Here is a 26,938-nt window from a genome sequence, read left to right as displayed (position 1 = left end):
GACGCGCGCCGCATGATCCTTGTCCCGCCGGCCTTTCAGGACGCTCCACGGGGAGCCTCTGCCGGCTCCGCGCCGACCTCGGCCAGCCGCCGTGCCAGCAGCCTCCGGTCACCCTCGCGGTCCACCAGGGCCAGCGCGCGCCGCAGCTCGGTCGCCGCCTCCAGGGGCCGGCCGGCGCGGCGGAGCAGGTCGGCGCGTGTCGCCGGGAGCAGGTGGTACGCCGCCAGCTCCGGGGCGTCCGCCACCACGCCCAGCGCCTCGAGGCCTGCGTCCGGCCCGCGCAGCATCGCCACCGCGACCGCCCGGTTCAGCAGCACGACGGGCGAGGGCGTCATGGTGACCAGCACGTCGTAGAGCCCGACGATCTCCGCCCAGTCCGTCTCCCCGGCCGACGGCGCTGAGCTGTGCAGCGCCGCGATCGCGGCCTGCACCTGGTACGGCCCCGGCCTCCGCTCGGCCAGCGCGTCGTCGAGGACCCGCAGACCCTCCGCGATCTCGTCCCCGCGCCACAGCGTCCGGTCCTGCTCCTCCAGCAGGACCGGCTCCGACACCGGCACCGTCGCTGCCGCGGGCGGGGCGGCAGCGGGCGGAGCGGCGAGGCGGGCGTCCCGCCGGGCGTGCTGCAGCAGGAGCAGCGCGAGGAGGCCGCGCGCCTCCGGCTCGTCGGGGAGGAGCCGTGCGACGAGGCGGGCGCAGCGCACGGCGTCGTCCGCGAGGGCACGCCGCTCGGCGCAGCCCGCGACGTGCTGCGCGGGCTCGGCCCACGCGTCGTACCCCTCGGTGAACAGGACGTACAGGACGGCAAGCACCGCGGACACCCGCTCCCGCAGCAGCTCCGGCGGCGGCACGCGGAAGGTGATGCCCGTGGAGCGGATGCGGCGCTTGGCGCGAGTCAGGCGCTGCGCCATCGTCGTCTCCGGCACGAGGAACGCCCGGGCGACCTGCGCCGTCGTCATGCCCGTCAGGGAACGCAGCGTGAGCGCCACCCGACCCTCCAGCGGCAGGGCAGGGTGGCAGCACGCGAACACGAGGCGCAGCAGGTCTTCGTCGCCCTCGGCGTCGGGCCACTCGTCGAGGGCGTCCGCGACGGCCGCGCCCACCGGGTCCGGGCCCGCGACGCCGGTGCCGTCCGTACCGGGCACGCCGTCGACCCGCTCCGCGAGCCGGGCCGCCGTCGCCACCTTGGCGCCCTCGACGCGGCGACGGCGGAGCCGGTCCAGCGCGTGGTTCCGCGCGGTCGTCGTCAGCCAGGCGCCGGGGCGCTGGGGGACGCCGTCACGCGCCCACGTCCGCAGCGCGGTCGCGAACGCCTCCTGCGCGCACTCCTCCGCCAGGTCCAGGTCACCGGTGCTCCGGGCGACCGCCGCCAGCACGCGGCCCCACTCGGCACGGAAGGCCTCGGTGACGGCCGTCCCGACATCACTGGCCGACGTCGGTCGCTCGCCCGGGTGCGCCTTGTCACCCGGGCCGCTCGGCACCCCGGGCGGGGTGACCGCCCGGGGCGACCGGCCGGCGGCGGACCTCACGAGGCGCTGCCGCCCGGCGTCCAGGCTGTGGCACCGGCAGTGCCGTCCGTGGGCCAGAACGGGTGCACCTCGATGGTGCTGGCCCCGTGCGCGCCGGGATGCTCGGCCGCGATGGCGAGCGCCTCGTCGAGGTCGGCCGCCTCGATGACGTCGAACCCGCCGAAGACCTCCTTGGTCTCCGAGAAGGGGCCGTCCGTGACCACTGTGCGGCCGTCGCGGACCTGGACCCGTCGCACGTCCGCTGCGGGCCGGAGCCGCTCGCCCATGACGCGGGCGCCGCTCGCGTCGTGCTTCGCGACCCAGTCCGCGATGTCGGGGGTGGGTTCCCGGACAGGAGTGTCGGCCTCCAGGATGAGCATGAGGTAGCGCATGTCAGGCACCTTCCTCGGCCCAGAACGGGCGGAGCTCGAGCGCCCCGTGGTACGCCATCGGGTGGCCGGCGGCGATCGCGACGGCCTCGTCGAGGTCCGCCGCCTCGATCACGTCGAACCCGAAGACCTGCTCCTTCGTCTCGGCGAACGGTCCGTCCGTGACGAGCACCTCGCCCTTGCGGACACGGACGCCGACCGCGTCCTCCTGCGGGCGCACCCTGTCGCCGAGGATCCGGGCGCCGCTCGCGTCGTGCTTCGCCACCCACTCCTCGATGTCGGGCGCCGGGCCGTCGTCCGGCTCGTCGGGGGCGGACACGACCAGCATCAGGTACCGCATGATGAGCTCCCTTCCCGGGATGGTTCCCGGTCATCGTCGCGCGGCCGGAGCGGCCGCGTCACCCCGACGACGAACGGGGGACGCCCCGCACGACACCTAGTTCGTGACGACCTCGTACCCCGTCCCGCGGAGGCGCTCGACGACGGCGCCGCAGTGCTCGGGGCCCTTCGTCTCGAGCTGGATGTTCACCCACACCTCGGAGACAGCGAGCGAGACGTCGGTGCGCGTGTGCTCCACGTGCACGATGTTCGCGCCCGCGGCGGCGATCGCGTCCACCAGCCCCGCGAGCGCGCCCGGCCGGTCCACCAGCCGTACCTTGAGCTGCACGTACCGGCCGGCAGCCACGAGGCCGTGCTGGACCACGCGCAGCAGGACGAGCGGGTCGACGTTCCCGCCCGAGAGCACCGCGACGACCGGGCCCTCGAACTCCCCCGGGGCGGCAGCCAGCAGCGCTGCCACTCCGGCCGCGCCGGCCGGCTCGATCATGAGCTTGTTGCGTTCCAGCACCGCGAGCAGCGCCCGCGAGAGCTGGTCCTCCGACACGGTCCGCACCTCGACACCGCGGTTCCTCACGATCGTGAAGGGCACCTGCCCCGGCAGCCCGACGGCGATGCCGTCCGCCATCGTCGGCCGCAGCAGGGCGGCGCGCGGCGTGCCCGCGGCCAGCGACTCCGGGTACGCTGCCGCCTCGCTCGCCTGCACGCCGACCACCCGGACCTGCGGCGCCACCTCGGCGAGCACCTCGGCGATGCCGGCGACGAGCCCGCCGCCGCCGAGCGGCACCAGCACTGTCCGTACGTCCGGCACCTGCTCAAGGATCTCCAGCGCCACCGTGCCCTGACCCGCCACGACGTCCACGTGGTCGAAGGGGTGCACCAGGATGCGTCCGGACCGGGCCGCCTCCACGCGGGCGGCGACCAGCGCCTCGTCCACGCTCGCACCGACGAGCCGCACGTCCGCGCCGTAGCCGCGTGTCGCCGCGATCTTCGGCAGCGCCGCATCCTGCGGCATGAAGACCATCGCGTCGATCCCGAGCATGCCCGCGGCGAGCGCCACGCCCTGCGCGTGGTTGCCGGCGCTGGCCGCGACGACGCCGCGTGCCCGCTCCTCCTCGCTCAGTCGGGCAAGGCGCACGTAGGCGCCGCGCACCTTGAACGAGCCGGCGCGCTGGAGGTTCTCGCACTTGAGGACCACGCGCGCGCCCGTGAGCTTCGACAACGCGCGGCTCTCGACGACCGGCGTGCGGGTGATCACGCCCTCCAGCAACTTCGCGGCGGCGCGCACGTCGTCGACCGTCACCGGGGGCAGCGCGGGAACCGGCTCGACGGCCGGGAGAGAGTCATGCGTTCGGGGCACAGCGCGCATGCTTCCGCAGAAGGGCCGCAGATGCACGTTGTGCGGCGGCTGCCGCCGGCGTGCCTCGGAACCGGCGGCGCTCAGCCCTTGCGCGAGCCGTCCTTGACCTCGTCGATCGCCTGCTCGGTGACCGCGCCGTCGGACGTGCCGCCCTCAGCGGCGTCCGCGGCGACAGCACCGGCCGAGGCGCCCTGCATTCCGATCCGGCGCAGCCGGATCGGCGGGGCCGACGGCGGTCTCCAGCGCAGCGGCAGCCTGTCGCCGTCGCCGAGCTCGGGGAACTTGTCGTGCCCGTGCAGGTAGAGGATCACGGTGTTGAGCAGCGCCGCGAGCGGCACCGAGAACAGCGCACCCACGATGCCCGCGACGAAGCTGCCTGCGGCGACCACGAGGATCACGGCCACCGGGTGCAGCGACACCGCCTGGCCCATCAGGAACGGCTGCAGCACGTGGCCCTCGATCTGCTGCACCAGGACCACCACGCCGAGCATGATCAGCGCCGCGACCCAGCCCTTCGCGACGAGCACCACGATCACCGCGACGACGCCCGTCACGATCGCACCGACGACCGGGACGAACGAGCCGACGAACACCAGGACGGCGATCGGCAGGGCCAGGCTCGGCACGAAGAAGGCCGACCCGATGCCGATGCCCACGCCGTCCACGAACGCCACGAGGATCTGCGTGCGCACGTACGCCGAGAGCGTGACGATGCCGCGCCGCCCCGCCTGGTGAACCTTCTCGCGGGTGCTGAGCGGGAGCAGGTTGACGAGCCACGACCAGATCCCGCGCCCGTCGTGCAGGAAGAAGAACGTGCAGAAGAGCGCGATCAGGATGCCCACCGCAACGTGCCCCACGGTGGTCGCCGCACCGAGCGCCCCGGAGATGATGGCGGACTGCTGCTCCTGCAGCTGCGTCATCAGCTCCTCGCTGTAGGTCGACAGGTTCACGTTGAACCGGGTCTGCAGCCAGGAGATCACCTCCTCGATGCCGGCCGTGGCCTGGAGGCGCAGGTCCGCGAAACCACTCGCGATCGACCGGCTGGACACCGTGATGAGGCCGGCCACGATCGCGATGAGAGCGATCAGCGACAGGCCCGACGCCGGGCCGCGGCCCAGGTGCAAGTTCCTCTGGAAGAACCGCCGCATCGGCGTCAGCAGGACCGCCAGGAGCAGCGCGACCGCCACCGGCACCACGATCACCTTGAGGAGCGTCAGGAGCCACAGGGCGCCCGCGAGGAGCGCCGCGATGAGCAGCACCCGCCAGGCCCAGGCGGCCGCCGCCTGCACGGCGTAGGGCACGGCGTCCGTGCCCGTGCGCGGCGCCGCGACCGGGACGCCGGGGAGCGGCTCGATGGGCGCGTCAGGGCCGGTCGCGGCCAATGTGGTGTCGGTCTTCTCGCTCACGTGGCCCACCCTAGAGGGAACCTCTGACAGTCACGTCACTGGCGCGCGCCTCAACGCAGCGCCTGCTCCAGGTCGGCGATCAGGTCGGCCGCGTCCTCGATGCCCACGGAGAGGCGCACCAGGTCGTCCGGCACCTCGAGCGCCGAGCCGGCGACGGACGCGTGCGTCATCCGGCCCGGGTGCTCGATCAGCGACTCGACGCCGCCCAAAGACTCCGCCAGCGTGAACACCTTCGTGCGGGCGCACACGTCCAGCGCGGCCTCCTCCGTGGCCACGCGGAACGAGATCATCCCTCCGAAGTCGCGCATCTGGCGCTTCGCGAGCCCGTTGCCCGGGTGCGACGGCAGCCCCGGGTAGATCACCTCGGTGACCTTCGGGTGCGCAGCCAGGAAGTCGGCCACCGCGGACGCGTTGTGGCAGTGCCGGTCCATGCGGACGGCGAGCGTCCTGAGCCCGCGCAGCGTCAGCCAGGCATCGAACGCGCCGGCCACCGCGCCCGACGCGTTCTGGTGGAACATCACGGCGTCGGCCACGCTCGTCGCGCCGTTCGGGGCGGCGAGCCCGCCCGGGAGCGCGACGTCGTCGGGCACCACGAGGGCGCCGCCGACGACGTCGCTGTGGCCCCCGATGTACTTGGTGGTGCTGTGCACCACCACGTCCGCGCCGAGTGCCAGCGGCTGCTGGAGGTACGGGGTGGCGAACGTGTTGTCGACGACGAGCAGCGCGCCCGCGTCGTGCGCCAGGTCCGCGAGCTCGCGGATGTCGCTGATGGCGAGCAGCGGGTTCGTGGGCGTCTCGACCCACACGACCTTGGTGCGACCCGGCACGATCGCGTCCGCCACCGCCGCCAGGTCCGGTTGGTGCGCCGCCGTGTGGTCCACGCCCCACGGCCCGAAGACGCGCGCGACCAGGCGGTACGAGCCGCCGTAGGCGTCGTCCGGGATCACGACGTGGTCGCCGGGGCGCAGGACCGCGCGCAGCAGCGTGTCCTCCGCCGCCAGGCCCGAGGCGAAGGCGAACCCGCGCACCCGGGCGGAGACCGGCCCGCCCGGCGTGGCCTGGGGCGTCTCCGCAGCGGCGAGCGCCTCCTCCAGCGAGGTGCGCGTCGGGTTGGCCGACCGCGAGTACTCGTAGCCGCCCCGCAGACCGCCCACGCCGTCCTGCTTGTACGTCGACGTCAGGTAGACGGGCGGGATGACGGAGCCGGTGGTGGGGTCCGGTTCCTGCCCTGCGTGGATGGCGCGGGTGGCGAAGCCGGAGAGGGTCCAGTCGTGATCTGTGCTCACCCGGTCAGCCTAGTTCTCCCGGCCGCGTGCCACACCGACGAGGTGACCGACGCCGGCGGCCTCACGGTTGGGCTCCACCTAGTCGTCGAGCGTCCGCTTCTGCGGGTACACCGTCTCTCCCCGCTCCAGCATCGCGACGAACTTGTCGACGTTGCGGACGCGGGTCGCCTCCTGCTTGGCCGTGGCGATCCGGTACAGGATCGCGTAGCGGTTCTGCGCCGTGAGGATGGCGAACATCGCCGCGGCACGCGGGCTCGCGGCGAGCGCCTCGGCGAGCGCCGGCGGCACCAGGATGTCGCGGCCGCCGTCGTAGGCCGCGTCCCACCGCCCGTCGGCCTTCGCGCGCTCCACCTCGGCCCGCCCCCGCGGCCGCATGCGGCCCTCCTCCTCGAGCCGGGCGACGATGCCGACGTTGCGGGCCGACCACTGGCTGCGCGACCGCCGCGGCGTGAACCGCCGCAGGCTGGTCGCCTCGTCCCGGCCACGGGCCTGTCCGTCGATCCACCCGCTGCACAGCGCCTCGTCGAGCGCGGCGTCGTAGGTGAGCGTCGTGGGCGAGGCCTTGCCCTTCTTGGCCAGCACGAGCCAGACGCCGTCGGACGTGTCCTCGTGCTCGTCCAGCCATGCCCGCCACGCGGTGGCGTCGGCCAGGACGAGTGGCTCGATCTCCATGCGGGAACCCTATGCGGAGCCACCGACACGGCCCCCAGGACTGTGGCTCAGGACGCGTCCCTGGATGCGCCACGATGAGCGGGCACTCATCGGGCGGGGCTACGCCCGCGCAGACGGCAGCCGGTTCGTCCGCACCGCGGACGCCAGCACACGGGTGATCGACATCCTGGTGCCCTCGTACCAGGGTCGCCATGAGAGCAACCAGCGATCGGGAGCCTCGTGGTCGACGCCATCCCGGGACTCCTGAAGGCGCTCTCGCTCACACCCACCGAGGTCGACCTCAGTACCGAGCTCTCGGACGGGACGCGGCTGATGCTGAGGGTGCCGGTCCCGGATCCGCCTGCTCGTGCAGAAGGTCGTTCCCCAGCCGATGTGATCGCGCCGCCGGAACACCGCTCCGGCCGATCCCGTTGGACATCGTGGGCGCGCGAACGGCGCCCGCAAAGGAGGAAAGAGATGTCGTTCTTCGAGCAGTTCTTCGGGTCGTCCGCCAAGACCACGATGGTGGAGCCGGAGGCGGCCCTGCCGGGCCGGCAGTCGCCGGTGCTGCAGACCCCGCGGCCCCACACGGTGCTCGGCACCTCGATCACCGGGCCGTGGGCCCCGGGCACGCGCGTGCTGTACCTCGCGATGGGGTGCTTCTGGGGCGCGGAGGAGATCTTCTGGCAGGTCCCTGGCGTCGTGAGCACCGCCGTCGGCTACATGGGTGGCACCACGCCCAACCCCACGTACGACGAGGTCTGCACCGCACGGACCGGCCACACCGAGACCGCGATGGTCGCGTACGACCCGTCGAAGGTCTCCGAGGAGGAGCTCCTGGCGATCTTCTGGGAGCGCCACGACCCGACGCAGGGCTACCGCCAGGGCAACGACGTGGGCACGCAGTACCGGTCGGCCGTCTACTGGACGACGCCGGAGCAGGCCGCGGCCGTGCAGGACACCGCCAAGCGCTACACCGAGGTGCTCGACGCCAAGGGCTACGACCCGATCACGACGGAGCAGCGGCCCGCCGTCGAGGCCGGTCCGTTCTACCTGGCCGAGGACTACCACCAGCAGTACCTGGACAAGAACCCGAACGGGTACCGCTGCCACGCGACGACGGGCGTCCCGTTCCCGGCAGCCGTCTGACAAGACGCACTCAGCTGCTGTGGGTATGACGTGTGGCGGGGATCCGGTGTCGGACTCCCGCCACACGCATACCCACGGCCGCGGCCCACGCGGCGATCCAGACGCCCAGAGGTCAGGCTGTGGGTGGCGCCGCGTAGGGTCGGGCCATGGCTTCGAGCATGCCCCCCGTGGACACCCGGATCGCCGGCGAGGACTGGTACGGCCGCGACCTGTCGGGGCTCGCCTACGAACGCACGCTCTTCGCGGACGTGGACCTGACGGAGGCGACGGGCACCGGGGCCACGTTCGCGGAGTGCACGTTCCGCGGGGTCCGCTTCAACGCCGCGGTCCTGCGTGACTGCGCGTTCACGTCCTGCATCTTCGACCGCTGCGTGTTCTTCGACGCCGCGCTCGAGCGCTGCAAGCTCGTGGGCTCGATCTTCACGAGCTGCACCTTCGACCTGCTCAAGGTCGACGGCGGCAACTGGTCATTCGTGAGCCTCCGGCGCGCCGGGCTGGGGTCGGCGCGGTTCACGGGCGTGCGGCTGCGGGAGGGGGATCTCGGCGACGTACGGGCGCACGGGGGCGTACTGAACGGGTGCGACCTCTCCGCCGCCGTCCTGGACGGCGCGGACCTGTCCGCCGCCGACCTGCGGGGCAGCGACCTGTCGTCCCTCGACCCACGCACCGTGACTCTCACCGGCGCCGTCGTCGACGCCGACCAGGCCGTCGTGGTCGCCGAGGCGCTCGGCCTGGTCGTCCGGCCGGGCTGACCCGGGAGGCGTGCGCGGCGCGCTGCGCCGGCCCACGGCACGCGGCGCACCTCCGGAACCTCCGGCGGCGAGCGTGGCAGCGGCGGTCACGGCGACGGGGATCGCCACGGTCGGCAGCTCCTCGGTCCGCACCACGGCCACGGCGGACCGCCGCCACCGCAGGAACACGATCGCCGCCCAGCAGGCCACGACGACGCCTGCGATCACCGCGAGCACCACGGGCAGCGGGTTCCCGGCCGGCTCGGCCTCGTCGTCGCCGGCCTGCCTCCCGACGCCGGAGCCTGCCTCGGCCGGAGCCTCAGGTGCGGCCGGGGCGGGGGACGACGAGGAGGCGGCGGGAGCGGATGCAGACGGCTCCGGCGAGGGTGACGCGGAGGTGCCCGGGGTCGCAGAGGCGCCAGGGGTCGCGGAGGCCGACGCCGAAGGGCTCGGCGACGGGCTGGGCGTCGACGCGGCGGCACCCTCCGCGGGTGCCGGCATGTAGTTGAGCGTGTAGTACTCGATCGGCTTGCCCGAGCTGTGCGCCACCGTGACGGTCTTCGCAGGGGTGCTGAGCAGCACCTGCTCGGGCCCGGCCGGCCCGGCCGCAGCCCCGGCGCGCACGCAGAAGCCGGCGATCACCAACCCGTCGGGCGCGGTCGCCTGGGCGGACGACGACCGCTGGTTCAGCTCGACGCGCGCGTCCGCCGCAGGGCAGTCGCCGGCGAGCGGGACGATGGTGTCTGCCGCGGCGGGCGCAGCGAACCCACCGATCCCTGCGGCCAGCCCTGCGAGCAGGGCGAGGGACGCTGCGACGGCAGCACCTCTCACGACGGTGTTCTCCTTCGGCATGGGGGACGCCCCCGCACACTAAGGCACGCGCCGCCGTTCGCCTACTCGCCACGGGCCCCGGACGTACCAGGCGCGCACCTTCACCCCCGTCGCCAGCGCCTCCTCCACGGCTCGGCGGTGAACCGCCAGACCGCCCTCACCAGCCAGGTCCTCGGTGCCGACCACGGGCGGCAGGACGTGGCCGTACCGCTCGACGAGCCCGGCGACGAGCCCGGTGAGCGACCCAGCAGGACCGGGCCGCCGTCCGACGCCGTACCAGTCGACGGGCTCCGAGACGGTGCCGAGGTCGGCCAGCGCCCAGGCGGGCAGCCGGTCGGTCACCTCCTCGGGGTAGCTGCCGAGGAGCACGGGGTCGGCGAACAGCCGGTCGAGCACCACGTCGTCGGACCCGACCGGCCCCCGGACGTCCACGATCCCCACGTCGGTGACCCCGGCTGCTCGCAGCGCCCGCACCGCGAGCCCGTGCGCCACGAGCAGGTGGTGGGCCACGGACATGTTCTCCGACCACGACCACGGCGCCCCCAGGGCCGGTCCGTCGACGGTGATCCAGCTGCCGGCCCGGTCGCCGAGGCGCCGGGCGGCGTGACCGACCTGGTCCGCGTACCGCTCGGCGGTGTCCCGGGCGGACCAGCCGCCCTCCTCTGCCACGTCGCCGGGCAGGTCCCACGGGCCGAGCGTCGGCACGGGCCTCAGGCCGGCGGCCAGCAGCTCGTCCACGAACCGGTCGTAGGTGTCGAGACCGTCGGCCAGGCTCACCTGCGGCCAGGACATGGTGAAGCGGCAGGCGCCGAGGCCGAGCTCTCCGGCGAGGGCCAGGTCGGCCGCCGTGTCCCCCGAGGCGACCATCCCCCAGAGCATCCCGAAAGGGTCCTCGTGCGACGAACCGGACGTCGACATGCTTGGGATCATCCCGCGGTCCCGCGAGGTCGGCATCTGGACACGCCGGACGAATCACCGCCCCGGCGTGGCGAGCTCCGGCGTGGCGCCGGCGACGGTTCCGTCGTCCCTGCTGGGTAGCCGGAGGCCGTCTCCGGGCGGGCCTTTTGACGAACTTTCTTCAATCTCTGAACAATGGGCCCGACCACCTGTTCGAGCGACGAGGATCGACGATGATCAGCCGTGACCTGACCGCCTGGACGCTGACCGCGACCGGGGGGCCCGTGCCCCCCGCCCTCGCGGACCGGCTCCGCGACCTCCCGGCGACGGTGCCCGGCACGAGCCACACCGCCCTGCTCGACCACGGCCTGATCCCCGACCCGTACCTCGGTACGAACGAGACCTCCGTCGGGTGGATGAAGCGCGCGTCCTGGCGGTACGCGACCTCGCTCGACGAGGCGCCCGCCGCGGACGACGAGCGCGTGGACCTCCTCCTCGAGGGCGTGGACACCGTCGCGGCGATCACCCTGGGTGGCGCGACGCTGGGCACGACAGCGAACATGCACCGGTCCTACCGGTTCGACGTGCGGGACCTCGTCGGCGGCCCGAGAGAGCTCGCCGTCGGCCTCGCGTCCGCGCTCGACGAGGCGGAGGCGGAGGCCGAGCGGATCGGCCCGCGCCCCATGGCCTACGCCCAGCCCTTCAACATGGTCCGCAAGATGGCCTGCTCGTTCGGCTGGGACTGGGGGCCCGACCTGCAGACGGCCGGTCTGTGGAAGCCGGTGCGGGTGCAGCGGTGGCGCGTCGCACGCCTTGCGGAGGTGCGGCCGCTGGTCACTGTCGACAGCGCCGGCACGGGGATCGTCGACGTCCACGTCAGGATCGAGCGCTCGGGGATCGGCGACGACGGCCCGCTCGTCGTGGACGCCGCCGTGGCCGGCCACGGCGTGAGCACGCTGGTCCCGGCCGGGACGAGCTCCGCCGTCGTGCGCGTCGAGGTGCCCGGCGTCGCGCTGTGGTGGCCCACCGGCTACGGCGACCAGCCGCTGTTCGGGTTGGAGGTGACGCTGTACGCGGGCACCGGCGAGGACCGGTCGGCGCCGCTCGACGCGTGGACCCGCCGCGTCGGCTTCCGCACCGTCACCGTCGACACGTCGCGGGACGAGCACGGCACGCGCTTCACGATCGTCGTCAACGGGCAGCCGGTGTTCGCGCGCGGCGCCAACTGGATCCCCGACGACCACCTCCTGACCCGGATCACCCGCGAGCGTCTGGCGCAGCGCGTGGACCAGGCCCTCGGCGCGAACCTCAACCTGCTGCGGGTGTGGGGCGGCGGGATCTACGAGACCGACGACTTCTACGACGTCTGCGACGAGCGGGGCGTCCTGGTCTGGCAGGACGTGCTGCTCGCCTGCGCCGCGTACCCGGAGGAGGAGCCGCACCGCACCGAGGTCGAGGCGGAGCTCCGGGAGAACGTCACGCGGCTCGCGTCGCACGCTTCGCTCGTGCTGTGGAACGGCGGCAACGAGAACATCTGGGGGCACGAGGACTGGGGCTGGAAGGACGGCCTCGGCGGCCTCACGTGGGGCGCCGGCTACTACTACGAGCTGTTCCCGAAGGTCCTCGCCGAGCTCGACCCCACCCGTCCCTACGCCGACGGTTCCCCGTACTCCCCCGGTCTCACGCCCGAGGAGGCCCACCCGAACGACCCCCGCCACGGGACGCACCACGAGTGGGACGTGTGGAACCGGATCGACTACGTGCACTACCGGGACAACGTGCCGCGGTTCTGCTCCGAGTTCGGCTTCCAGGGTCCGGCCACGTGGGCCACGACGGAGCGCGCGCTCGGAACCACGGAGGGGTTCGCAGGCCCGGGATTCAAGGAGTCCGAAGCCTTCCTGCTCCACCAGAAGGCCGACGACGGCAACGGCAAGCTCGACCGCGGCCTCGCCGCCCACCTCGGCGTGCCGGAGGACTTCGCCGACTGGCACTGGGCGACCCAGCTCCTCCAGGCGAACGCCATCCGCTTCGCGCTGGAGCACTACCGCTCGTGGTGGCCGCGCACGGCCGGCGCCGTCGTGTGGCAGCTCAACGACTGCTGGCCTGTCACGTCGTGGGCCGCGGTCGACGGCGACGGCCGCCGCAAGCCCCTCTGGTACGCCATGCGGCACGCCTTCGCGCCCCGCCTCCTCACGATCCAGCCGCGGGTGGCCGATCCTCGGGGGCCCCGCGACGTACCGCAGCGCAGCGAGGACACTTCGTGGGGTGAGGGCGGCGCCGGCGCGGCCCCTGAGGTCTCGGCTCTCCAGGGCGCCGCCGCCTCGCTCGTGGTCGCCGTGGTCAACGACACCGCCGAGCCGTGGACCGGTGCGGTCGCCGTCGCCCGGACCACGCTGGGTGGCGAGGTGCTGGCGTCGTCGGACCTCGCCGTCGACGTCGCACCGCGCTCCGTGGCGCTCGTGCCGCTGCCCGACGACGTCGTGGCGGTCGGCGACACGCGGGACGAGGTGCTCGTCGCGTCGCTGGACGGCGTGCTTACGGTGAATCCGTGGCGGGAGGACAAGGACCTGGCACTGCAGCCGGCGCCGGTCTCCGCGGAGGTGACCGCCGTACCCGGAGGGTACGAGGTGGCGGTGACCGCGCGGTCCCTCGCCCGGGCGGTGACGCTCCTCGTGGACCGGCTCGACCCGGACGCCACGGTGGACGACCAGGTGGTGGACCTGCCGGCCGGCACGTCGGTGACGTTCCACGTGCGCACCGCGCTCGACCTCGACCCGGCGGCTCTCACGTCCGCCCCCGTCCTGCGGACCGCGAACGACCTCGTCGCCCGCTGACCCATCGAAGGAGACACTCATGAACGCTGCCTGGTCCACGCTGCGCCGGGACGGGGTCGGCGTCGTCGTCGCGCACCCCGAGCAGGGCCTGCCGATGGTCCTGCACTGGGGCTCCGACCTCGGCGACCTCACCGCGAGCGACCTCACCGCGTTCGACCTCGTGACCAGCAGGCAGACCGCGCCCGGGACGCTCGACGCGGCGTGGCGGCTGAACCTCGTGCCGCAGGAGGCGGACGGCTGGGCCGGGCGGCCCGGCCTCCTCGTCACCGCGAGCGGGCGGCCGCTCTACCCGCGCTGGACCGTGACGTCCGTGGAGCGGAAGGCGTCGGAGCTCGACGTGACCGCCCGCGACGAGGAGAACGGGCTCTCGCTGCGCACGGTCCTCGAGATCGCCCACGGCGGCGTGGTGCGGCTGACGCACGCCCTGACCAACGACGGCCCGGCGGCCGTCGACGTCGCCTGGCTCGAGGCCACGCTCCCGGTACCCAAGACGGCCTCCCACGTGACGCAGTTCTCCGGGCGCTGGAGCCGCGAGAAGTCCCCCGTCACCGTTCCCATGCCGCCCGGCAGCACCACCCGGGAGGCGCGCCGCGGCCGGGGCGGGCACGACGCGCCCTGGGTGACCCTCGCGTCGTCGGGCACCCCGCGGAACCGGACCGGGGAGGTCTGGGCCGTCCACCTGGGGTGGAGCGCCGACGTGACCTACCGGACCGACCACGTGACCGAGCACGTCACGCTCGTCGGCGCGGGCGAGCTGCTGCGGCCCGGCGAGATCCGCCTCGCCCCCGGCGAGACGTACACGACTCCCGTCGCGTACTTCGTGTACTCGGGCGCGGGGCTCGACGGGGTGAGCGAGCGGTTCCACGCCTGGATGCGGGCGCGCCCGCAGCACCCCGTGACGCCCCGCCCCCTCGTGCTCAACACGTGGGAGGCCGTGTACTTCGACCACTCCCCCGCCAAGCTGGAGCGGCTCGCCCGCAAGGCCGCCGAGGTCGGCGTGGAGCGCTTCGTGCTCGACGACGGCTGGTTCCACGACCGGCGCTCCGACACCGCGGGGCTCGGCGACTGGGCCGTCGACCGCGCCGTGTGGCCGGACGGTCTCGAACCGCTGGCGGACCTGGTGCACGGGCTCGGCATGCAGTTCGGGCTCTGGTTCGAGCCGGAGATGGTCAACCTCGACTCCGACCTGGCCCGCGCCCACCCCGACTGGGTCCTGTCGAACCCTGCCGCGGTGCCGTCGCCCGACGGGCTGTCGTTCCGCACCCAGTACGTGCTGGACCTGGCGAACCCCCTGGCCTGGGAGCACCTCCGCTCGCAGATCTCCGCGCGGGTGAGCGAGCTCGGCATCGACTTCATCAAGTGGGACCACAACCGCGACCTCGTCGAGGCCGTGCACGACGGGTATCCCGGCACGCACGAGCAGACCCTCGCCACGTACGCGCTGATCGAGCGGCTCAAGGCCGACCACCCCGGTCTGGAGATCGAGTCCTGCTCGTCCGGCGGCGGCCGCACCGACCTCGGGATCCTCCAGCTCACCGACCGCGTGTGGGCGTCGGACTCGAACGACCCCGTCGAGCGGCAGGACATCCAGCGCTGGACGGAGCTCGTCCTGCCGCCGGAGCTGGTGGGCGCACACGTGGGTCCGTCGCCGGCGCACTCGTCCGGCCGAGCCACGGACCTGTCCTACCGGGTCGCGACCGCCCTGCAGGGGCACGCCGGCTTCGAGTGGGACATCCTCACGTGCACCGAGGACGAGATCGCCTCGATCACGGCCTACGCCCAGCTCTACAAGGAGCTCCGCGGGCTCGTGCACACGGGGACCGTGGTGCACGCCGACACGGCCGACCCCGCGCTGCGCGTGACCGGCTTCGTCGCCCCGGACCGCTCCGCCGGCGTGTGGACCGTCGCGACGGTCGCCTCCCTGACGGAGGCCTTGTCGGAGCGGGTGCGGCTCGACGGTCTCGACCCGGAGCGGCACTACCAGGTGCGCGTCCGCGAGGAGGCCGGCACGGCGCTGTGGGGCTGGATCACGCCCGCCTGGCTCGGCAAGGAGCCTCTGGTGGTGTCCGGGCGGGTGCTCACGCAGGTGGGGCTCCAGCTTCCGACGCTGTGGCCGGCGCAGGCGCTGATCCTGCACGTGACGGCGGCTTAGCACCGCCGGCCGGCCGGGTCGCCCGCCGGGGACGCAGGAAGGCCGCAGCCCGACGGGCTGCGGCCTTCCTCGTGGTGCGGGTCAGGACATGCGACGGCGACGCAGCACGAGCAGCGTCACACCCCAGCCGGCCAGGGCCAGCGCGATGAGCGACACGCCTGCGACGCCCGCGGCGCCGGTGTTGGCGAGCACGGGCGGATCGCCGGCGGCGGTGTCGGTCGCACCGGCCACGGCGGTCGACGGGGTTGCGGTCGGGTCACCGGCGGCGCCCGACGGCGATGCGCTGGGCGACGTGCTGACGAGCGGCGACGGGGACACCGACGGGTCGGCGGACGGGTCCGTCGAGGGCTCCGGCATCGGCGAGTCCTGCGTGTACACGGCGTAGTGGCTGATGGCCTTCTCCGCGTTCGGGTACGTGATCGTGACCGTCGAGGCGGGCTTCTCGAGGGTGACCAGGACAGGGCCCAGACCCTGCTTCACCGACCCGGCCTTGACGCAGTACGACGTGATGAGATCGCCGTCCTCAGCGTCGATCACGATCGACATCGGTTCGCCCGTCGTGTCGACCTTGAGCTCCTTGGGGCACGTGTCGGACGTGAGCACCTCGATGGTGTCCGCCGCCACGGCCGGGCCGGCGCTTGCGCCGACGATCAGGAGCGCGAGGGCTCCGAGAACAGAAAGCTTGCGCATAGTGCGCTCCTTCACCCCTGGTGCTGCACCGTGCCGAGTTCGACACGGTCCGGCGGGATGCTAGCGCGTACCGCTCAATTCTCCAATTTCCCTTTTCATCGCTATAACGGTCAAAGTCAGTTATCGACGGCCTTTTCCGTCTCTTTTACCTTTACCGGACGGTCGCCCGCCCCGGGCGGTGCCCCCGCTTGTACGCGGCCCGGCCTTCGCGGAACGCGGGCGTCCCTTCGCGGCATCGCCCGCGGCTCGGCCGGCGCCCTGACCTGCCTCCCTGCGCGGGCCTTCGCCCGCAGGACCACCCGCCGCGCGGTCCGCCGTCTGGGCGCTGCGCCCACGTGAGCTGTTGACCGTGCGCCCGCGGACGATGCCGATCATCTCCTCGACCAGGTCGGTCGTACGGTCGGCGACCCAGACCAGTCCCACGGGCGCGAGGGGCGCGCCCTCGAGCCGCCGGTAGACCACGTCCTTGCGGTGGTGCAGGCGCGCCACGGACTGCGGCACGATCGTCACCCCGGCGTCGGCGGCGACGACCGCCAGCGCGTCCGGCGTGGTCGCGGGCCGCTCGAGCGGCTCGCCGTCGGGCGTGACGGGTGCGCGCCCGGGCACGGTCGCGTCGCCGAAGAGGACGTCGTCGAGGGGCAACCACACCGTCTCGTCGGCGAGGTCCTCGACCGGCACCGCCTCCTCCGCGTCGAGCGCGGCCAGCAGGTGGTCCCGCGAGACGCACACGACGGGCACCTCCTCGTACAGGGGGATGGCGGAGAACACGTCGCGGTCGACGGGCAGGCGGCCGACGGCGGCGTCGGCGCGGCCCTCGGCGAGCGCCGCCGGGACGTCGGCCGCCTCGACGGCCACGAGCTCGAGCCGCACGTCGGGCAGCCGCTCGCGCCACACGCTCGCCCACTTGCCGGGCGTGGCGCCGGGCACGTACGCGAGCCGGAACCGGGGGTCGGAAGGTGGCTGCACGCTGCCAAGGCTACGTGTCCCCCCGAGCGCTGCGGGCGGAGAAGGTGCCGCTTCCCGGACGTGAGACCCGGCACCTTCTCCGCCCACAGCGACTCGGAGCCCGGAGGGTCCGGGCCTCGCCCCGTAGGCTGGTGACATGAGCACCTCCTCGTTCGCCTCCCAGCAGTTCAAGCCGTCCAACGCGGCCAAGAGGCTCGGGGTCTACCTCCCGGCCACGCCGCAGGAGTTCCAGGAGAAGCCGATCTCGCGGGCCGAGCTCGAGGAGTTCGAGAAGAACCCGCCGGAGTGGCTCGCCGAGCTCCGCCGCAACGGCCCCCACCCCCGCCCCGTCGTCGCCGGCCGCCTCGGCATCTCGATCGCCGGCCTGACCCGCAGCGGGCTCACCGAGCCGCTCACGACGGAGCAGATCGACGAGCTGCGGGCGGACCCGCCGGCCTGGCTGGTGCAGGAGCGCGCGGTCGCCGTGAAGGTGCGCGAGGAGGAGGAGCGCCTCGCGGCCGAGCGCGCGGCGGTCGCCGCCGCCGCGGAGCGAAGGGCTCGCCCGGCGCGTTGAGCGGCACGTCGCGCGGTTCGTCGCCGACCGACGCCTCGCCGTCACCGACCGGCGCCTCGCCCGGCCTGGACAGGGTCCTGGCCCGGCTCCTGCCCTTCCCCGAGGACGGCTCGCGCCCGGACGGCCCGGTCGCGGTGGACGCCACAGACCGCCTCCTCCTCGACGAGGCGGGCCGGCTGATCGAGGCGGCCCCGCCCGGCACGGTCGTGACGATCGGCGACCGGTTCGGCGCTCTCACGCTCGGCGCGCTCGCCCTGGGGGCGACGAGCGTGCGCGTGCACCAGGACCCGATCAGCGCCGAGACGGCGCTCGACGCGAACGCGCGCGAGCTTGGCCTCCGCGGGCGACCCGTTCACGCATCATGCGCTCGGCCCGGGCCTCCTGGCGGGCGCGCGGGTGGTGCTGCTGCAGCTCCCGAAGTCCCTGGCGGAGCTCACGGAGATCGCCGAGCAGGTCGCCGCGCACGCCGCCGACGACGTGACGCTCCTCGCGGGCGGCCGTGTCAAGCACATGACGCTCGCCATGAACGACGTCCTCGCTTCCTGCTTCACGCTGGTCCAGGCGTCGCGCGCCCGCCAGAAGTCGCGCCTGCTGGTGGCGCGCGGTCCGCGACCGCCGGCCGCGTTCTCCTACCCGGTCACCGGCGAGGTGAGCGCCCCGGAACTGGCCGGGCCGGCCGGCCGGGAGACCCTCACCGTCGTCGGGCACGGCGCGGCCTTCGCGGGTGCCACGCTCGACGTCGGCACGCGCTTTCTCCTCGCACAGTCGGCGCGCTGGCCCGCGCTGACCGACCCCGCCGTCGTAGATCTGGGGTGCGGCACCGGCATCCTGGCGACGGTGGCGGCGCTGCGCTACCCGGGTGCGCGAGTCGTCGCGACCGACCGCTCGGCGGCCGCGGTCGCGTCGGCTGCCGCGACGGCAGCCGCCAACGGGGCCGACGTCGTCGTGCTGCGCGACGACGCAGGCTCCACCCTGCCGGACGCGAGCGCCGACCTCGTGCTGTGCAACCCGCCGTTCCACGACCGGACCGCGCTGAGCACGGACGCCGCGCACCTGATGTTCGCGACGGCGGGCCGTGTGCTGCGGGAGGGCGGCGAGCTGTGGACGGTGTTCAACACGCCGCTGCGCTACCGGCCGGCGCTCGAGCGCCTGGTCGGGCCGACGGAGCACGTGGCGCAGAACCCGAAGTTCACGGTGACGCGAAGCATCCGACCGAGCGAGTGACCGCGACGGGGATGTTCTTGCCGCGAGGCTGGATGGGCCTGCAAGACGGTCACCGCGCAGGCCGCCGCAGCGTCGCCACCAGCACGCCCGCCAGCGACAGCGCCCCGCCCACGAGCGTGACCGGCCCGGGCACCTCGCCGAGCATCGCCCACGACAGCCCCACGACGAGCGGCGGCACCAGGTAGGTGGACGCAGTCAGGCGCCCCGCCGACGTCCGGGCAAGCACCCAGCCCCACGTCGAGAACGCGATCGCCGTCGGGAAGATGCCGAGGTAGACGAGGCCGAGGGTGGCGTCAACGGGGGCCGCCGCGGCCTCCCGCACGAGCGCCGGCGCGAACGGCAGGCAGGCGATCGTCCCGGCGACGCAGCCCAGCCACGTCATCGTCAGCGCGTCCACGTGCGGCAGCGTCTTCTTCTGGATGATCACCCCGGCGGCGTACAGCACGGCGGAGAGCAGCCCCAGCGTGACGCCGACGCCGTCGTGCAGCCCGGTCGAGGTCGTGATGGCGATCGTCGCGACGCCCGCGAACGCCACGGCCATCCCGACCAGCAGGCGGCGCGGGAAGCCCTCGCCGAGGAACGCCGCAGCGAGCACGGCGACGAGGATCGGGGCAGTGTTGACCAGCAGCGCGGCGGTCCCGGCGTCGAGGTGCTGCTCGGCCGCGTTGAGGGTGACGTTGTAGCCGCCGAACCACGCCACGCCCCACACGACGACCAGCAGCAGCGGGCGTCCGCGCGGCACCTGCAGCCGGCCGGTGACGGCCGCCATGACGGTGAGCGCGGCGGTGCCGGCCAAGAGCCGCCCCAGCGCGAGCGCTCCGGGCGAGTAGTCGTGGCCCGACACGCGGATCCCGATGAAGGCGCTGGCCCACAGCACCACGGTCACGGCGGCCGCCAGCAGCGGCAGGGCGCCCGACGCCGGAGCTCGCGCCGGTGCACCACGCTCGGCCTCGTCGGAGAGCGCCGGGAAGGTCTGCGTCACGACCCCACCGTCGCCCGGCGGGAGGGTCTGTGTCTGGCGGTCTTCGGTCGTCGTCATGAGCCGATCGTCGCCCGGGTCGATCCATTAGCACCAGCGATTCTTCCTTCACATGGATTCAGTCTGGCTGTACGGTTCAGCCATGCTCGACGTCCATCGCCTCCGCGTCTTCCGGTCCGTCGTCGCCTCCGGCTCCGTCCAGGCCGCGGCGGCGAACCTCGGCTACACGCCGTCCGCCGTCAGCCAGCACGTGACGGCGCTGCAGCGCGAGACCGGCCTGACCCTGCTCGCCCGCGCCGGGCGCGGGATCCAGCCCACCGCCGTCGGTCTCGCCCTGGCCGCCGAGGCGGACGAGGTGCTCGCGCGCCTCGGCGAGGCGGAGTCGCTGGTGGCGGACCTGCGGGCCGGGCGCACCGGCAGCCTGTCCGTCGCCTACTTCGCTTCGGTGGGCGCCGCGTGGCTGCCGCGGGTCGTGCGCGAGATCACAACGCGCTTCCCGGGCGTGCGCCTCGACCTCGAGCTGCGCGAGACCATCCCGGACGCCCGCGAGGAGCGCGCGGACCTGCAGGTCGCCGTCGCGCTGGCCGGGTTCGAACCTGGCCAGGGATTCACCGCCCACCACCTGATCGACGACCCGTACGTCGCGGTCCTCCCGGAGGGTCACCGGTTCGCAGGCGCCGCCGAGATCGAGCTCGCCGACCTCGCGGAGGACCGGTGGATCGACAACGACTTCGCGCGCGGCTGGTGCCGTCGCAACCTCGTCGAAGCCTGCCGAGCCGCCGGGTTCAGCCCGCCGTTCCACGTGGAGGCGCACGACTACGCGACGGCGATCGCGTTCGTCGAGGCGGGCATCGGGCTCACCGTCCTGCCCGAGCTCGGGGCCGCGCACCTGCCGGCCGGCACCGTCTCCGTGCCCGTGGTGCGCCCCACGCCCGTGCGGTCCATCTATGCCATCGTGCAGGACGCGGTCGCCGGCACCCCGGCCGCCTGCGCGGCCCTTGAGGCACTGCGCGCGGCGGCGTCGACGCCCGCGTCCACGCCCGCGCCACCGATGTCGACGACACGTAGGCTGGATCCCGTTCTGATCCCGACCGAGAGGTGACCCTCGTGACCACCCTTCCTTCCGTGACCTGGCTGCCGACCGGCAAGCCCGAGCTGTCCTTCCCCGAGGGCAGCGCGCCCGCCGGCCTGCAGGTGCAGGTTCTCGAGGAGGGCAGCGGCCCGGTCGTCGAGGCGGGCCGCACCATCGTCGTGCACTACCTGGGGCAGACCTGGGGCGGGCACGTCTTCGACAACTCGTACGACCGCGGCGCCACGATCGACTTCCCGATCGGCATCGGCGCCGTGATCGGCGGCTGGGACAAGGGCCTCGTTGGCCAGAACGTGGGCTCCCGCGTGCTCCTGTCCATCCCGCCGGAGCACGGCTACGGCTCGCGCGGCGTGCCGCAGGCCGGCATCGGCGGCGGCGACACCCTGGTCTTCGTCGTGGAGATCCAGGGCGTCGAGTGACGTCACGCTGACGCCGACGTAGGGACCCGCTGAGCGGGACCCCCGCCGGGATGTCGTGGCACCAGGCCGGATGGTCGCCTGGCGCCACGACATCCCGGCCTCCCCCGGCCCCCACGCCGAACGGCACGTTCCGGATCAGGCGAGACCCGCAGCCTTGCCTTCCAGCACCGCCCGCTCCGCCGCGTTTCCGCACAGGCGAGCCGCCTCGAGGAACGCCGCCCGCGCCTCCGCGGTCCGCCCGAGCCGGGCAAGGAGCTCACCCCGCACCACGGGCAGCGGGTGGTACGCCGCCGGGAGCCCGTCGATCCGGTCCACGAGGGCCAGCCCGGCCGCCGGGCCGAACGCCATCGCGACAGCCACCGCCTTGTTGAGCTCCACCACCGGCGAGGGCGCCAGCCGCCCGAGCGCCTCGTACAGCAGCACGATCCGATCCCAGTCGGTCTCCGCCACCGACGCCGCCACCGCGTGCTGCTCCGCGATCGCCGCCTGCAGCCCGTACGCCCCCAGCCCGCGGCCGTCCGCCACAGCCCGCGCGAGCGCCGCCCTGCCGCGTCGGATGGCCTGCCGGTCCCACCGCCGTCGGTCCTGGTGCTCGAGCAGCACGGGCCGCCCGGCCTCGTCCACGCGGGCGGGGAACCGCGCCGCCGTCAGCTCCAGCAGGGCGAGCAGGCCGTACGTCTCTGCGATCTCGTGGCTTCCGCCGGCGTTCGACGGCCCGGACCCTCGCGGGAGGCTCGTATACAGATCCGGCACCAGCCGGGTGAGCACGCGGGCCAAACGCACCGCCTCACGGGCCAGGTCGTGCCGGATCCAGTCGTCGCCCGACGTCGCACTCGACCCCTCCGTGAAGATCACGTAGACCACGTGCCGCACCGCCGCCAGCCGCTCCGGCCGCTCGGCCGCGTCCGGCACGCCGAACCCGGCCCGCGCGACCGCGAGCGTCTTCTTGGCGCGCGTGATGCGCGCCTGCACCGTGGGCACCGGCACGAGGAACGCCCGCGCGATCTCCTCGCTCGTCAGGCCGCCGACCACGCGCAGCGTCAGCGCGATCTGGGCCTCCCGCGACAGTGCCGGGTGGCAGGCGGTGAACATGAGGGCGAGCACGTCGTCGCCGATGGCGTCCGGGTCCCACAGCACGTCGCTGCCCGACGGCGGAGCGTCGCCTCCGGACGTCGCCTCGCCTTCCGCGAGGCCGTGGGCGAGGGCGACGTACCGCTCGTCCAGGGCGGACCGGCGCCGGAACGTGTCGATCGCCCGGCGCCGGGCCGTCGTGAGCAACCAGCCGACCGGGTTGGCCGGCACCTGGTCCCGCCACGCGACGAGGGCCTCCGCGAGCGCCTCCTGCGCGACGTCCTCGGCGAGCGCGAGGTCGCCGGTGTAGCGGGCGAGCGCGCCGACGACCCGTGCGGACTCGATCCGCCACACGGCCTCGACGGCGCGCTGCGCCTGGTCGCTCACAGCTGGCCGGTGGTCTCGCGCCACTCCCGCTCCTTGCGGATCCACTCGTTGTCCTGCGGGAACTCGTCGATGGACGGGATGCGGCGGATCTCCGCCTTCATGCCCGGGCCGGCGAGAGGGGCGCGCTTGGCCCACTCGACGGCGTCCTCGATGGTGGGCACGTCAAGGACCCAGAAGCCGCCGAACAGCTCCTTGGTCTCGCCGTAGGGTCCGTCGGTGACCGTGGGCGTCTCGGTGGAGTAGTCGACCACGACCCCGTTCTTCGCGTCGTCCAGACCCTCGGCCTGGAGCAGGACGCCCGCGTCGATCATGGACTGGTTGAACCGGCCCATCATCGCGATGACCTCCTCGAAGCTCACGCCCGAGCTCTCGAACGCGGCGTTCGTCTCGTCCGTCTGACGCATGATCAGCATGTACTTCGACATCTCGGTTCTCCTTGTTCGGTCAGGTCCGTCTCGACCCTCTCACTGGTAGGTCGAACGGCGCACCGCCAGATCGACACGATCGTGCGAGACGTGCCCGAGCACCTTCGGGCGAGAGCCCGTGGACCGCACTACGTTCAGGACATGACCTCGCCGACGTCGCCGCGGAGGGGCCGGGGCGCTGCTCCTGCCGCCGGCCCGCGGCCGGCCGTGCCCCACATCGATGCGCCCCCCGGGCGGCACGACTCGACACGCCCGCCCCGGTGGCTGCCGCGTGCGCTCTTCATGGGCGTGCTGGCCGTCTTCCTGGCGATCTTCGTCTGGTACGCGCTGGGCGCCCTGCAGGGTCTCCTCGTCAACGTCCTCATCGCGTTCTTCGTCGCCCTCGCGCTCGAGCCCATCGTGATCTGGCTCGTGCGCCACGGGTGGCGCCGCGGCGCGGCTGCCGCCGTCGCGCTCCTTGGCTCGCTCGTCCTGCTGGCCGTGGTGATGGCGCTCTTCGGCAATCTCTTCGTCCAGCAGCTCGTCCAGCTGGTGCAGACGATTCCGGACCTCTACGAGACCCTCCAGGACTTCGCCGCCGAACGGTTCGACGTCGTCATCCCGGAGGCCGCCGACCTGGTGCGCCAGGCGATGAGCCAGTTCGGCGAGGATGTCGCGTCCGGGGCGCTGCTGGTCGGCACCACGATCCTCGGTGGCCTCTTCGCGGCGCTGACCATCCTGCTCGTCTCGTACTACCTGCTCGCGGCGGGCCCGCGGTTCCGCGCTGCGGTGTGCGCGTGGCTCACGCCCGCGCGCCAGGAGGAGATGCTCCGGCTGTGGGAGATCACCCAGGCGAAGGTCTCCGACTTCATCACCTCCCGCATCGTCCTCGCGGCACTCTCGAGCGTCTTCACGTTCGTCTTCCTGGCGATCCTGCAGACGCCGTACGCCCTGCCGCTCGCGGTCTTCGTGGGCGTCGTCTCGCAGTTCGTCCCGACGATCGGCACGTACCTCGGCGGCGCCCTGCCGGTCGTCGTCGCGCTGACGTCCCAGGGCCTGCCGCAGGCCCTCGGCGTCCTCGCCTTCATCATCGGGTACCAGCAGGTCGAGAACCTGTACTTCTCGCCGCTGGTGTCGGCACGCGCGCTCCAGATGAACCCCGCGGTGAGCTTCCTGGTGGTGCTCGGGTTCGGGGCGGTGTTCGGCGCGCTCGGCGCGTTCCTGTCCCTGCCCGTCGCAGCCACCATCCAGGCCGTCGCGAGCACGTATTTCCAGCGGCACACGCTCATCGAGTCGCACATGTTCCACGATCCGGGCGAAGCCGCCACCGGCGTCGGCGAGACGCCCGCCGGCACCGGCGAGACGCCGGCCCCCGTCGGCGAGACGCCGGCCCCCGTCGGCGAGGAGGGCGGCACCGGCACCGTGTGAGCGCTCACAAGGGGAATTGCATTGCGAGCCCCCGGTGGGCAACCCTTGGTCCATGACGCCGCCCGAATCGATCGAGGCGCCGGACGTGACGTACGTCGCGCCCGGTCCCGCGGGACCCGCACCCGCCCGCACCGCCGGCTTGGAAGCGCGCCCAGTGCGCGGCCATACCTCGAGCGACGGACCGTCCCCCCGGGCGTTCGACGGGCGCACCCCGTTCCCCAGCATCGCGGACTACGCGTTCCTCTCCGACTGCGAGGCGAACGCCCTCATCGCGCCCAGCGGCGCCGTCGAGTGGATGTGCGTGCCCCGTCCCGACTCCCCCAGCATCTTCAGCGCGATCCTCGACCGCGGGGCGGGCGCGTTCCGCATCGGTCCGTACGGCGTGCGCGTCCCCGTGGCCCGCCGCTACCTGCCGGGCACCCTCATCCTCGAGACGACGTGGCAGACGGGCACTGGCTGGCTCGTCGTCCGCGACGCGATGGCCATGGGCCCGTGGCACGAGGTCGACACCCGGTCGAACACGCACCGTCGCACCCCCACGGACGACGACGCCGAGCACATCCTGGTGCGCACCGTGAAGTGCGTGAGCGGCACGGTCGACCTCGAGGTCACGTGCGAGCCCATGCCCGACTACGCGCGCGGCGAGGCGGAGTGGCAGTACGTGAGCGACGGCTACTCGTCCGTCGTCGCCCGCTGCGGCGGGGTGAACCCCGACCTGCACCTGGAGTCCAGCCTCCGGTTCGGCATCGAGGGCCGGCGCGCCCAGGCCCGGACCCGGATGACCGAGGGCGACACGCACTTCGTCGCGATGTCGTGGGGCTCGCTGCCCGCCCCGACGTCGTGGGCCGACGCCGCCGAGGCGATGTGGCGCACCGAGCAGTACTGGCGCGACTGGATCACGCAGGGCAAGTTCCCCGACCACCCGTGGCGGTCGTACCTCCAGCGGTCGGCTCTGACGCTCAAGGGCCTGACGTACTCCCCCACCGGGGCGCTCATCGCGGCCGCGACGACGTCACTGCCGGAGACGCCCGGCGGCGAGCGCAACTGGGACTACCGGTACGCCTGGATCCGCGACTCGACGTTCGCCCTGTGGGGCCTGTACACGCTGGGCCTGGACCGCGAGGCGAACGACTTCTTCTCGTTCATCCACGACGTCTGCCGCGACAACAAAGAGCTCCAGATCATGTACGGCGTCGGCGGGGAGGAGACGCTCGAGGAGTTCGAGCTGGGCCACCTGTCGGGGTACGAGGGGGCGCAGCCGATCCGCGTCGGCAACGCGGCGTACAACCAGCGCCAGCACGACGTCTGGGGCGCGGTCCTCGACTCCGTCTATCTGCACACGCGCTCGCGCGAGCAGCTCCCCGAGTCGCTGTGGCCGATCCTGAAGCGGCAGGTCGACGAGGCGGCGAAGCACTGGCACAAGCCGGACCGGGGCATCTGGGAGGTGCGTGGCGAGCCGCAGCACTTCACGTCGTCCAAGCTCATGTGCTGGGTCGCGATGGACCGCGGCGCCAAGCTGGCGCGCATGTACGACGAGCCGGACTACGCCGAGCAGTGGCAGAAGCTCGCGGACGAGATCCACAAGGACATCCTCACCAAGGGCCTGGACGAGCGCGGCGTGTTCACCCAGCGCTATGGCGCCCCCGCGCTCGATGCTTCGCTCCTGCTCGTGCCGCTGCTGCGCTTCCTGCCGCCCGACGACGAGCGGGTCCGCGCGACGGTCCTCGCGATCGCCGACGAGCTCACCGACGACGGCCTCGTGCTGCGTTACCGCGTCGACGAGACGGACGACGGCCTCTCGGGCGAGGAGGGCACGTTCACTATCTGCTCGTTCTGGCTGGTGTCCGCGCTGGTGGAGATCGGCGAGCTCGACCGGGCGCGGGCGCTGTGCGAGCGCCTGCTGTCGTACGCGTCGCCGCTCAACCTGTACGCCGAGGAGATCGACCCGAAGACCGGCCGGCACCTCGGCAACTTCCCGCAGGCGTTCACGCACCTGGCCCTCATCAACGCGGTCATGCACGTGATCCGCGCTGAGGAGGGCGCTGTCGACGGGTACTTCGGAGCCCCCCGGACCTGAGGCCCGGCGGCCCCGCGCCCGGCGGCCCCGCGCCCGGCGTCGTCGTGGGGGGGGGGGGGGGGGGGGGGGGGGGGGGGGGGGGGGGGCGCGGCCCCCCCCCCCCCCCCCCGGCGGGGGGGGGGG

The 26,938-nt window shown here is 73.5% G+C and carries 25 protein-coding genes and 1 pseudogene; 13 read left to right on the top strand and 13 right to left on the bottom strand.

Annotation, left to right across the window (positions count from 1 at the left end; translation table 11 throughout):
- Positions 1–35 precede the first annotated feature (35 nt).
- From L1785_RS03615 to L1785_RS03585, 7 genes are all read right to left on the bottom strand, one after another.
- The gene (locus L1785_RS03615; protein ID WP_236087771.1) at positions 36–1,526 is read right to left on the bottom strand and encodes an RNA polymerase sigma factor; all 1,491 of its coding nucleotides are present in this window, start codon (positions 1,524–1,526) and stop codon (positions 36–38) included.
- Positions 1,523–1,897 (bottom strand): YciI family protein, encoded by a 375-nt coding sequence (locus L1785_RS03610; protein ID WP_236087770.1) that lies wholly within the window; start codon positions 1,895–1,897, stop codon positions 1,523–1,525. Before L1785_RS03610 ends, L1785_RS03615 begins: the two co-directional genes overlap by 4 nt.
- Position 1,898: 1 nt before the next feature.
- A complete protein-coding gene (locus L1785_RS03605) occupies positions 1,899–2,234 on the bottom strand; it encodes a YciI family protein (protein WP_236087769.1) in 336 nt (111 codons plus the stop codon).
- Between the two features lie 96 nt (positions 2,235–2,330).
- Positions 2,331–3,590, bottom strand: coding sequence for a threonine ammonia-lyase (ilvA, locus tag L1785_RS03600; protein WP_236087768.1), 1,260 nt, complete (start codon positions 3,588–3,590; stop codon positions 2,331–2,333).
- 80 nt (positions 3,591–3,670) lie between these two features.
- The gene (locus L1785_RS03595; RefSeq protein ID WP_308113245.1) at positions 3,671–4,996 is read right to left on the bottom strand and encodes an AI-2E family transporter; all 1,326 of its coding nucleotides are present in this window, start codon (positions 4,994–4,996) and stop codon (positions 3,671–3,673) included.
- A gap of 50 nt (positions 4,997–5,046) precedes the next feature.
- On the bottom strand, positions 5,047–6,282 hold the full coding sequence (locus L1785_RS03590) for a cystathionine gamma-synthase (RefSeq protein ID WP_236087767.1): 1,236 nt from the start codon (positions 6,280–6,282) through the stop codon (positions 5,047–5,049).
- Between the two features lie 78 nt (positions 6,283–6,360).
- Positions 6,361–6,954, bottom strand: coding sequence for a YdeI/OmpD-associated family protein (locus L1785_RS03585; RefSeq protein ID WP_236087766.1), 594 nt, complete (start codon positions 6,952–6,954; stop codon positions 6,361–6,363).
- A 456-nt stretch (positions 6,955–7,410) separates the two neighbouring features.
- Between L1785_RS03585 and msrA the strand changes: the two genes are divergently transcribed.
- The 4 genes from msrA to L1785_RS03565 all read left to right on the top strand — a co-directional run bounded on the left by msrA (position 7,411) and on the right by L1785_RS03565 (position 9,687).
- On the top strand, positions 7,411–8,082 hold the full coding sequence (gene msrA / locus L1785_RS03580; protein ID WP_236087765.1) for a peptide-methionine (S)-S-oxide reductase MsrA: 672 nt from the start codon (positions 7,411–7,413) through the stop codon (positions 8,080–8,082).
- 146 nt (positions 8,083–8,228) lie between these two features.
- On the top strand, positions 8,229–8,834 hold the full coding sequence (locus tag L1785_RS03575) for a pentapeptide repeat-containing protein (RefSeq protein WP_236087764.1): 606 nt from the start codon (positions 8,229–8,231) through the stop codon (positions 8,832–8,834).
- A 73-nt stretch (positions 8,835–8,907) separates the two neighbouring features.
- A complete protein-coding gene (locus L1785_RS03570; RefSeq protein ID WP_236087763.1) occupies positions 8,908–9,318 on the top strand; it encodes a hypothetical protein in 411 nt (136 codons plus the stop codon).
- A 24-nt stretch (positions 9,319–9,342) separates the two neighbouring features.
- Positions 9,343–9,687: a hypothetical protein gene (locus L1785_RS03565; protein WP_236087762.1), complete on the top strand. Its 345-nt coding sequence runs from the start codon at positions 9,343–9,345 to the stop codon at positions 9,685–9,687.
- Here L1785_RS03565 and L1785_RS03560 read toward each other — a convergent pair.
- Positions 9,684–10,562 (bottom strand): family 1 glycosylhydrolase, encoded by an 879-nt coding sequence (locus tag L1785_RS03560; protein WP_236087761.1) that lies wholly within the window; start codon positions 10,560–10,562, stop codon positions 9,684–9,686. The genes L1785_RS03565 and L1785_RS03560 overlap by 4 nt on opposite strands.
- 212 nt (positions 10,563–10,774) lie before the next feature.
- Between L1785_RS03560 and L1785_RS03555 the strand changes: the two genes are divergently transcribed.
- Entirely contained in the window at positions 10,775–13,375 is a 2,601-nt protein-coding gene (locus L1785_RS03555) for a glycoside hydrolase family 2 protein (protein ID WP_236087760.1), read from the top strand.
- Between the two features lie 19 nt (positions 13,376–13,394).
- Positions 13,395–15,527 (top strand): alpha-galactosidase, encoded by a 2,133-nt coding sequence (locus tag L1785_RS03550; RefSeq protein WP_236087759.1) that lies wholly within the window; start codon positions 13,395–13,397, stop codon positions 15,525–15,527.
- A gap of 81 nt (positions 15,528–15,608) precedes the next feature.
- Here L1785_RS03550 and L1785_RS03545 read toward each other — a convergent pair whose 3' ends face one another.
- Positions 15,609–16,217 (bottom strand): RodZ family helix-turn-helix domain-containing protein, encoded by a 609-nt coding sequence (locus L1785_RS03545; protein WP_236087758.1) that lies wholly within the window; start codon positions 16,215–16,217, stop codon positions 15,609–15,611.
- A gap of 120 nt (positions 16,218–16,337) precedes the next feature.
- Positions 16,338–17,183: a LysR substrate-binding domain-containing protein gene (locus L1785_RS03540; RefSeq protein ID WP_236087757.1), complete on the bottom strand. Its 846-nt coding sequence runs from the start codon at positions 17,181–17,183 to the stop codon at positions 16,338–16,340.
- Positions 17,184–17,319: 136 nt separating this feature from the next.
- Here L1785_RS03540 and L1785_RS03535 point away from each other — a divergent pair, with 136 nt between their 5' ends.
- The 3 genes and pseudogenes from L1785_RS03535 to L1785_RS03530 all read left to right on the top strand — a co-directional run bounded on the left by L1785_RS03535 (position 17,320) and on the right by L1785_RS03530 (position 18,960).
- On the top strand, positions 17,320–17,736 hold the full coding sequence (locus L1785_RS03535) for a DUF5997 family protein (protein WP_236087756.1): 417 nt from the start codon (positions 17,320–17,322) through the stop codon (positions 17,734–17,736).
- A 134-nt stretch (positions 17,737–17,870) separates the two neighbouring features.
- Positions 17,871–18,032: pseudogene (locus L1785_RS23560) on the top strand (SAM-dependent methyltransferase); the annotation flags it as partial.
- 34 nt (positions 18,033–18,066) lie between these two features.
- Positions 18,067–18,960 (top strand): class I SAM-dependent methyltransferase, encoded by an 894-nt coding sequence (locus L1785_RS03530; protein WP_308113242.1) that lies wholly within the window; start codon positions 18,067–18,069, stop codon positions 18,958–18,960.
- A gap of 49 nt (positions 18,961–19,009) precedes the next feature.
- Here the strand turns inward: L1785_RS03530 and L1785_RS03525 are convergent, their stop codons facing one another.
- Positions 19,010–19,999, bottom strand: a complete 990-nt coding sequence (locus L1785_RS03525) for a DMT family transporter (protein ID WP_236087755.1) — start codon at positions 19,997–19,999, stop codon at positions 19,010–19,012.
- An 82-nt stretch (positions 20,000–20,081) separates the two neighbouring features.
- On the opposite strand from L1785_RS03525, the gene L1785_RS03520 reads away from it, so the two are divergent.
- Complete coding sequence (locus L1785_RS03520; RefSeq protein ID WP_236087754.1) at positions 20,082–21,041, top strand: LysR substrate-binding domain-containing protein; 960 nt, start codon at positions 20,082–20,084, stop codon at positions 21,039–21,041.
- Between the two features lie 5 nt (positions 21,042–21,046).
- Positions 21,047–21,448 carry an FKBP-type peptidyl-prolyl cis-trans isomerase gene (locus L1785_RS03515; RefSeq protein ID WP_236087753.1) on the top strand — a complete coding sequence of 134 codons (402 nt, stop codon included), beginning with the start codon at positions 21,047–21,049 and terminating at the stop codon, positions 21,446–21,448.
- Positions 21,449–21,583: 135 nt separating this feature from the next.
- Here the strand turns inward: L1785_RS03515 and L1785_RS03510 are convergent, their stop codons facing one another.
- Together L1785_RS03510 and L1785_RS03505 are read right to left on the bottom strand one after the other, a co-directional pair.
- The gene (locus tag L1785_RS03510; RefSeq protein ID WP_236087752.1) at positions 21,584–22,906 is read right to left on the bottom strand and encodes an RNA polymerase sigma factor; all 1,323 of its coding nucleotides are present in this window, start codon (positions 22,904–22,906) and stop codon (positions 21,584–21,586) included.
- Positions 22,903–23,331, bottom strand: a complete 429-nt coding sequence (locus L1785_RS03505; protein WP_236087751.1) for a YciI family protein — start codon at positions 23,329–23,331, stop codon at positions 22,903–22,905. Before L1785_RS03505 ends, L1785_RS03510 begins: the two co-directional genes overlap by 4 nt.
- A gap of 141 nt (positions 23,332–23,472) precedes the next feature.
- On the opposite strand from L1785_RS03505, the gene L1785_RS03500 reads away from it, so the two are divergent.
- On the top strand, positions 23,473–24,738 hold the full coding sequence (locus tag L1785_RS03500) for an AI-2E family transporter (protein ID WP_236087750.1): 1,266 nt from the start codon (positions 23,473–23,475) through the stop codon (positions 24,736–24,738).
- A gap of 52 nt (positions 24,739–24,790) precedes the next feature.
- Entirely contained in the window at positions 24,791–26,815 is a 2,025-nt protein-coding gene (locus L1785_RS03495) for a glycoside hydrolase family 15 protein (RefSeq protein WP_236087749.1), read from the top strand.
- Positions 26,816–26,938: the final 123 nt, after the last annotated feature.

Origin of the sequence: Antribacter soli, assembly GCF_021568775.1 — a bacterium.
Lineage (GTDB): Bacteria > Actinomycetota > Actinomycetes > Actinomycetales > Cellulomonadaceae > Antribacter > Antribacter soli.
Note: the sequence above shows the minus strand (reverse complement) of the source record. Positions and strands in the feature narration are given on the sequence as shown.

Coding starts and splice junctions, on each gene's coding strand:
- L1785_RS03575 (WP_236087764.1), top strand. CDS start 8,229: ATGGCTTCGAGCATGCCCCCCGTGGACACCCGGATCGCCGGCGAGGAC.
- L1785_RS03550 (WP_236087759.1), top strand. CDS start 13,395: ATGAACGCTGCCTGGTCCACGCTGCGCCGGGACGGGGTCGGCGTCGTC.
- L1785_RS03605 (WP_236087769.1), bottom strand. CDS start 2,234: ATGCGGTACCTGATGCTGGTCGTGTCCGCCCCCGACGAGCCGGACGAC.
- msrA (WP_236087765.1), top strand. CDS start 7,411: ATGTCGTTCTTCGAGCAGTTCTTCGGGTCGTCCGCCAAGACCACGATG.
- L1785_RS03545 (WP_236087758.1), bottom strand. CDS start 16,217: ATGCGCAAGCTTTCTGTTCTCGGAGCCCTCGCGCTCCTGATCGTCGGC.
- L1785_RS03520 (WP_236087754.1), top strand. CDS start 20,082: ATGCTCGACGTCCATCGCCTCCGCGTCTTCCGGTCCGTCGTCGCCTCC.
- L1785_RS03585 (WP_236087766.1), bottom strand. CDS start 6,954: ATGGAGATCGAGCCACTCGTCCTGGCCGACGCCACCGCGTGGCGGGCA.
- L1785_RS03505 (WP_236087751.1), bottom strand. CDS start 23,331: ATGTCGAAGTACATGCTGATCATGCGTCAGACGGACGAGACGAACGCC.
- L1785_RS03495 (WP_236087749.1), top strand. CDS start 24,791: ATGACGCCGCCCGAATCGATCGAGGCGCCGGACGTGACGTACGTCGCG.
- L1785_RS03610 (WP_236087770.1), bottom strand. CDS start 1,897: ATGCGCTACCTCATGCTCATCCTGGAGGCCGACACTCCTGTCCGGGAA.
- L1785_RS03560 (WP_236087761.1), bottom strand. CDS start 10,562: ATGTCGACGTCCGGTTCGTCGCACGAGGACCCTTTCGGGATGCTCTGG.
- L1785_RS03555 (WP_236087760.1), top strand. CDS start 10,775: ATGATCAGCCGTGACCTGACCGCCTGGACGCTGACCGCGACCGGGGGG.
- L1785_RS03525 (WP_236087755.1), bottom strand. CDS start 19,999: ATGACGACGACCGAAGACCGCCAGACACAGACCCTCCCGCCGGGCGAC.
- L1785_RS03500 (WP_236087750.1), top strand. CDS start 23,473: ATGACCTCGCCGACGTCGCCGCGGAGGGGCCGGGGCGCTGCTCCTGCC.
- L1785_RS03535 (WP_236087756.1), top strand. CDS start 17,320: ATGAGCACCTCCTCGTTCGCCTCCCAGCAGTTCAAGCCGTCCAACGCG.